Source organism: Maribacter sp. 4G9 (genome assembly GCF_002742265.1).
Classification (GTDB): Bacteria; Bacteroidota; Bacteroidia; order Flavobacteriales; family Flavobacteriaceae; genus Maribacter.
This window is the reverse complement of the sequence record NZ_MDGL01000038.1, coordinates 1-6,417: the sequence shown is the minus strand read 5'-3', so window position 1 is coordinate 6,417 and position 6,417 is coordinate 1. Positions and strand designations below refer to the sequence as shown.

The following is a 6,417-nucleotide window of genomic DNA, read 5'->3' as shown; positions in this document are numbered from 1 at the left end:
GGTCCGGGGACATGGAAAAGGTCCTGCCCGAGAAAAGATCGGTCGAACAGTGTACCTTCCAACTTCGCTTGTGTATGTCGATACCAATGAATAACTTGGGTGGAGCAGTTTGTTGTGTTTTCATATCTTTTGATTTTGGTGAATCTTAAAGATACTCGACAGGCTGCTTTTACATAGATGCTAACCGCAATTACGGCGGATTCGACTACGTCCGAATCCACTCGGAATTGCGAGCGTCTGTGCCAAACCGAAAAATAGCTAACTTAAAACCCGCAACTGACGGTTATACGAGACCGATGATGTACAATTCACCTAAAGGTGAACCCAAGTCGCTACATTGTCGCCAAAGGCTCCAATTCCCGCCCCTTGGGATTTGTACATCATCGCAGGGCCATGCCAGTTTGCATAATCCGTAGGATGAGGGACCATCCAACCTATCACCTTTAGGCGCCATCGAGGAAAACTGTACATATCAACGGCTATATGCAACCTGGCCACGTTCAACACGTATTTGTAAATTTATCCCAACAAGTTGCGTAAATTTAAAATCCGTAACGTGGCTTCACATAGCCCTGCGTTGTGCATAAGCTGAAAAACGGATATAGTTAATGAAAAACAAAGTTCGATTTTATAGAGAAAAAAATAATTTAACTCAAACTGTACTTGCTGAAAAATCAGGTTTATCATTACGGACTATACAGAGAATTGAGAATGGAAGTGAACTAAAAGGATATACATTAGAATCCTTAGCAAAAACTTTAAATGTTAAACCAGACAACCTTATAAATGAGAAAATTGATTTAGAGAAAGTTAAAATCATCAATATATCAACATTATCTTTTTGTATTATCCCTTTTGGAAACATAATCTTACCTGCCATTTTAACTTTTAAAAGCAAAAATGAAAAAACAAAATCAATAGGAAAAGACATATTAAATATTCAAATCATTTGGACTATTATTACATCTATTTTATTAATAATTTGTCCTTTTATTCAGAATTGGTTACAAATTAATATTCCTTTACTTATAATTATTTTAATTGCTCTAATCTGTATAAATATCTTTATTGTGTTTAAAAATTCAATAAGTTTAACAAATAATTCGGAATTATATATAATTCTCAAAATCAAACTATTATAATAAATGTCACATCATTGACATAACATTGTCGTTATCTTTTTTTTAATAATTCACACTTATTGTCTGATTATTGTCAAATAAAATTAACATTTCAATATTAAACAAATGAGTGAACAAAAGATAAATGGAAAATATATTATTTCAACTCTAATAATTGTCATTTTTACTTGGATAATTCACGAATTCACCCATTGGATTACAAGCGAATCTTTAGGATATGAATCTATAATGAGACTAAATTCTGTATCTCTCGAAAACGAACAGGAACGAACTGAATGGCATAAAATCTATATCTCAGCTTCTGGACCAGTAATTACCATTTTTCAAGCAATACTTGCATTTTCAATACTCAAAACGAAAGGCTGGAACAAATTTGTCTATCCCATTTTATTCGTTCCATTTTATATGAGGTTATTAGCAGGAATAATGAACTTCATAAATCCAAACGACGAAGGACGAATAAGTGAATTCTTAGGAATTGGCCTTTTTACTATTTCAATCATTATTTCTGGTTTTTTGTTTTTTTTAGTCTTTAAAATCTCAAAAAAATACAGACTGAATTGGAAATTCAATTTTTGGACAACAATAATAACAATGGTAGTAAGTTCAATTATAATATTATCCGACCAGTTTTTTGGCATTAGAATATTATAAAAAGATATAATACGAGGAAAGCCTATGCACAACACCGTATAAAATTAATGGCTAGTTTTAGCCTACTTGGAAAATTCCTTCGGAATTTTCTCTGGCACGTATCTGTTTACTAAATTAGTTGACTAAACACGCCACTAATCTTATACATCAACGATGATGTACAATTCACCTAAAGGTGAACCCAAGTCGCTACATTGTCGCCAAAGGCTCCAATTCCCGCCCCTTGGGAATTGTACATCATCGCAGGGCCATGCCAGTTTGCATAATCCGTAGGATGAGGGGCCATCAAACCTATCACCTTTAGGCGCCATCGAGGAAAACTGTACATATCAACGGCTATATGCAACCTGGCCACGTTCAACACGTATTTTAAATTTATCCCAACAAGTTGCGTAAATTTAAAACCCGTAACGTGGCTTCACATAGCCCTGCGTTGTGTTTCATACCGAAAAAAGCCAGCCGCACAAACAGCACATTTGGTTTTTTCCGACACGAAAGCCAACGCTAAGAAACCAAAAGAGCTGTTTTTTGCCAACGCTCGAATGATATTGAGAAGAATGAATTAAATTTAAAAACTGACAGAGAGAATACAATATATGGAAATAAAAATCTTGAAACCACGAAAGGCAATAAACAAAGCCTTTTTAAAAATAAAACCGAACAGAACGGAAATTGAAAGTTTCAAGACGAATTTGATTGAACTGCTCGACCGAACAAATGATACTGAATCAGAAGAATTTCACAAAAACCTAGTTTCTGACTTTCTAAAAGACACTTATTACAAGAACAACCATTTCATAAATACAAAAGGAAGAAATGACCTTGTAATCCATAACGGAAATAAAGCAAAAAGTACAGTTGGAGTAATCATTGAAGCAAAAAAGCCAACCAACAAATCGGAAATGCTGACAAAGGAAAAAATCAATGTCAAAGCATTTCAAGAATTGGCTCTCTACTATTTGAGAGAGCGAATTACTCAAAAAAACCTCGAAATAAAATATTTAGTTGCTACAAACATAAACGAATGGTTCATTTTTGATTCCAACGTATTTGAAAAGCAGTTTGCTCAAAACAAAGGATTGGTTAAACAATTCAACGATTTTGAAAATGGAAGATTAGCAGGAAAAACAACTGATTTTTTCTACAAGGAAATTGCAGAGCCTTTTGTCAAAGGATTAAAGAATGATATTGAATTTACATTTTTCGATATACGAGAATACGAAAAACCACTTCGTAATGACAATCCAAAAGACGACAATAAACTTATAGCGCTTTTTAAGTTACTCTCGCCTGAACATTTATTAAAATTACCTTTTGCAAATGACAGCAATAGTCTTGACAAAAGATTTTATGGTGAATTACTACATATTATTGGACTTTCCGAAACTAAAGACGGAAGTAAAAAACTAATTGAACGAAACAAAAAAGGTGAAAGAAACACAGGTTCATTTCTCGAAAATGCCATAATACAACTTGACAGTTTAGATAAAATAAACAGACTTGACAATCCTAGTCATTTTGGAACAACTCAAGAAGAGCGTTTATTTAATGTTGGACTTGAATTAAGCATAACTTGGATTAACAGAATTCTGTTTCTTAAACTTTTAGAAGCTCAACTAAAAACCTATCATAAAGGAGACAAATCCTATGAATTTTTGAGTATTGATAAAATTCAAAATTATGATGATTTAAACAGCCTTTTCTTTCAAGTTTTAGCTAAAAAACAATCCGAAAGAAATGAAGATGTTACAGAACTTTTTGCAAAAGTTCCGTATTTAAACAGCTCACTTTTTGAGCCAACAGGCATTGAACACGGAACATTATTTATTAGCAATTTACGTGACGATAAAACAATTCCGATTTATTCTTCAACCGTTTTAAAAAGTGAAAGCGGAAAAAAACGAACAGGAAATTTAAGCACGCTTGAATATTTGTTCGAATTTCTAAATGCTTACGACTTTAGTAGTGAAGGAAAAGAAGAAATTCAAGAGGATAATAAAACTCTAATTAACGCTTCTGTTCTCGGTTTAATTTTCGAGAAAATTAATGGTTACAAGGATGGCTCGTTTTTCACACCAGGTTTTATCACAATGTATATGTGTCGTGAAACCATTAGAAAAGCGGTTATCCAAAAATTCAACGAAGCTAAAGATTGGAACTGTAAAGACATAGATTCTCTCTACGATAAAATTGAGGACAGACAAGAAGCAAATAACATTATAAACAGTTTAAAAATTTGCGACCCAGCAGTTGGTTCAGGACACTTTTTAGTTTCTGCACTTAATGAAATGATTGCCATTAAAAACGACCTTAAAGTTTTACAAGATAGAGACGGAAAAAGGCTAAAAGAATACCAATTTGAAGTTGTTAATGATGAATTAATTGTAACTGACGAAGATGGAGAATTGTTTGAGTACAATCCAACCAATAAAGAAAGTCAACGAATACAAGAAACATTATTTCACGAAAAGCAAACCATAATTGAAAACTGCTTATTTGGTGTAGATATTAACCCAAATTCAGTAAAAATATGTCGATTACGTCTTTGGATTGAGTTACTTAAAAACGCATACTACAAAAACGAAAGTGAACTAGAAACACTTCCAAACATTGACATAAATATCAAATGCGGTAATTCTCTTATTAGTCGCTTTGAATTAGATGCTGACCTTAAAAAAGCTTTAAAAAGTAGTAAATGGACTATTGACAGTTATAGAATTGCAGTTGACACCTATCGCAATGCTCAAAACAAAGAGCAAAAGCGAGCAATGGAAAAACTGATAGATGATATTAAGAACGATTTTAGAAGTGAAATATCACTTAACGACCCAAAAGTTAAGAGATTTAATAAATTACAAGGCGAGATTTTTGGAATGACCAATCAAACGCAAATGTTTGAATTGACAAAAAGAGAAAAAACTGCTTGGAATAAAAAACTTAAAAAACTAACGGAAGATTCTAAAAAATTAGAGTCTATAATTGAGGAAATTAAGAATAATAAAATCTATGAAGAAGCTTTTGAATGGCGTTTTGAATTTCCAGAAGTTTTAGATGATAACGGTGACTTTGTTGGGTTTGATGCAATAATTGGAAATCCACCTTATGTTGCAGTTAGTGGTATTCCAAAAGACCAAAGAGAATATATATTCTCGTTTTATAAAAATGCTTCTAGCAGAATAGACCTTTTCGGTTTGTTTACAGAATTTGGGTTATCTCTACTATCGTCAAAGGGTTTACTAACATATATAATACCAATGCAATTACTGAAAAATTCAGCTTTTGCAAAAATTCGAGAAAATCTAATTACTAATTCTTCGATACATAAGATTAATTATGTTGGTTCTGATGTTTTTGAAGATGCAAGTAATGATACTATCATCATAGAATACGAAAAAGAAAAACCAAAAGAAAACCATAACATTGAAATTTCAATTTCTAGCAATAATAGTATAGAACTAATTACAAATGAGCAATTTTTAACAAAGCAAAGCTTGTTTGAAAAAGAGGGTTTTGAAATTTCATTAAGCTCAAATGAGGAGTTGAAAATTTGCGAGAAACTTATGAAAAGTTCAGAAAGTCTTTTATCAGCACATTTCAATATATATCAAGGTATAGTTTCAGGCTTAAATGGTGCTTTTATTTTTGCTTCGGAATTGCCTGAAAGTATAGACAGTAGTAATCTCAAGCCATATTTACTTGGTTCTGATTTTAAAAAGTACTCAATTAATGATTCATCTAAAAAACAAATACTTTATTTGAATAAACATATAGAGATTGAAAGTTTTCCAAATACAAAAGAATGGCTAATTCCTTTTAAAGAAAGATTAGAAAAAAGGCGTGAAGTAAAAAAGGGTGTAATTCCTTGGTATTCTCTTCAATGGCCCAGAGATAAAGAACAGTTTGAACAGCCTAAAATATTATTTCAAAAAATAAGAAATCAAACTTTACATAAGCGGTTAGTTGGAACTTTAGACACATCAAACTATTATTTAGGAGATGGAGTAATATTTTTAACGTCAAAATCCGAAGAAATAAATGAGCTGAAACTAGCATTGGCTTTATTGAATTCAGAATTGTACAATTTTTATTTTAGAAAGAACTTTTTAGATGTGAACTTGAAAATAATGTATTTAGACAAAACACCTTATTTATCATTAAAACAAGCAGAGAAAGTTATCGAACTCGTTGATAAAATAATTGAGATTAAAAAACATAATTCCGAAGGCAATATTGCAGAATTTGAATCTGAAATAAACAACATAATTTACAAGGAACTTAATTTTAATAAAGAGGAAATTGAATTAATTGAAAAATAATTAGCCAACGCATAAAGCCATACACATTTGCAATTCGCTTCAGCCAATACACAAGTCAAAAATTGCAAAAGAGTATGTCTTTGCCAACGCTACAAACAGAACGGAAAATAAAGTACGAAAACACAATCGAGTAGACGGGTCCGCCCCTAGTTAGGAACGGACTGCGCCTCTCACACCACCGTGCGTACGGGTCTCGTACACGGCGGTTCGTTATATCAGAACTTTACACTAAGGTAGTACGCTAGCATACTTTCGTAACCTCTTTTTCTTAGACGTTTTTCAGTAATAGTAGTCCTCAGTATAGG

5 protein-coding genes are annotated in these 6,417 nt (G+C 32.3%); 3 read left to right on the top strand and 2 right to left on the bottom strand.

The genetic code is table 11. The features are described from left to right. Nucleotides 1–312 precede the first annotated feature (312 nt). Nucleotides 313–471, bottom strand: coding sequence for a hypothetical protein (locus tag BFP75_RS21735; RefSeq protein ID WP_165776517.1), 159 nt, complete (start codon nt 469–471; stop codon nt 313–315). A 137-nt stretch (nt 472–608) separates the two neighbouring features. On the opposite strand from BFP75_RS21735, the gene BFP75_RS05265 reads away from it, so the two are divergent. Together BFP75_RS05265 and BFP75_RS05260 are read left to right on the top strand one after the other, a co-directional pair. Beyond that, nucleotides 609–1,142 (top strand): helix-turn-helix domain-containing protein, encoded by a 534-nt coding sequence (locus BFP75_RS05265; RefSeq protein WP_099544012.1) that lies wholly within the window; start codon nt 609–611, stop codon nt 1,140–1,142. A 105-nt stretch (nt 1,143–1,247) separates the two neighbouring features. Then, nucleotides 1,248–1,796, top strand: a complete 549-nt coding sequence (locus BFP75_RS05260) for a hypothetical protein (RefSeq protein WP_099544010.1) — start codon at nt 1,248–1,250, stop codon at nt 1,794–1,796. 169 nt (nt 1,797–1,965) lie between these two features. On the opposite strand, the gene BFP75_RS21730 is transcribed toward BFP75_RS05260, so the two are convergent. Continuing rightward, nucleotides 1,966–2,124 (bottom strand): hypothetical protein, encoded by a 159-nt coding sequence (locus BFP75_RS21730; protein WP_165776518.1) that lies wholly within the window; start codon nt 2,122–2,124, stop codon nt 1,966–1,968. Nucleotides 2,125–2,392: 268 nt separating this feature from the next. Between BFP75_RS21730 and BFP75_RS05250 the strand changes: the two genes are divergently transcribed. Then, nucleotides 2,393–6,112, top strand: a complete 3,720-nt coding sequence (locus BFP75_RS05250; protein ID WP_099544008.1) for an Eco57I restriction-modification methylase domain-containing protein — start codon at nt 2,393–2,395, stop codon at nt 6,110–6,112. Nucleotides 6,113–6,417 lie beyond the last annotated feature (305 nt).

Coding starts and splice junctions, on each gene's coding strand:
- BFP75_RS05250 (WP_099544008.1), top strand. CDS start 2,393: ATGGAAATAAAAATCTTGAAACCACGAAAGGCAATAAACAAAGCCTTT.
- BFP75_RS21735 (WP_165776517.1), bottom strand. CDS start 471: ATGTACAGTTTTCCTCGATGGCGCCTAAAGGTGATAGGTTGGATGGTC.
- BFP75_RS21730 (WP_165776518.1), bottom strand. CDS start 2,124: ATGTACAGTTTTCCTCGATGGCGCCTAAAGGTGATAGGTTTGATGGCC.
- BFP75_RS05260 (WP_099544010.1), top strand. CDS start 1,248: ATGAGTGAACAAAAGATAAATGGAAAATATATTATTTCAACTCTAATA.
- BFP75_RS05265 (WP_099544012.1), top strand. CDS start 609: ATGAAAAACAAAGTTCGATTTTATAGAGAAAAAAATAATTTAACTCAA.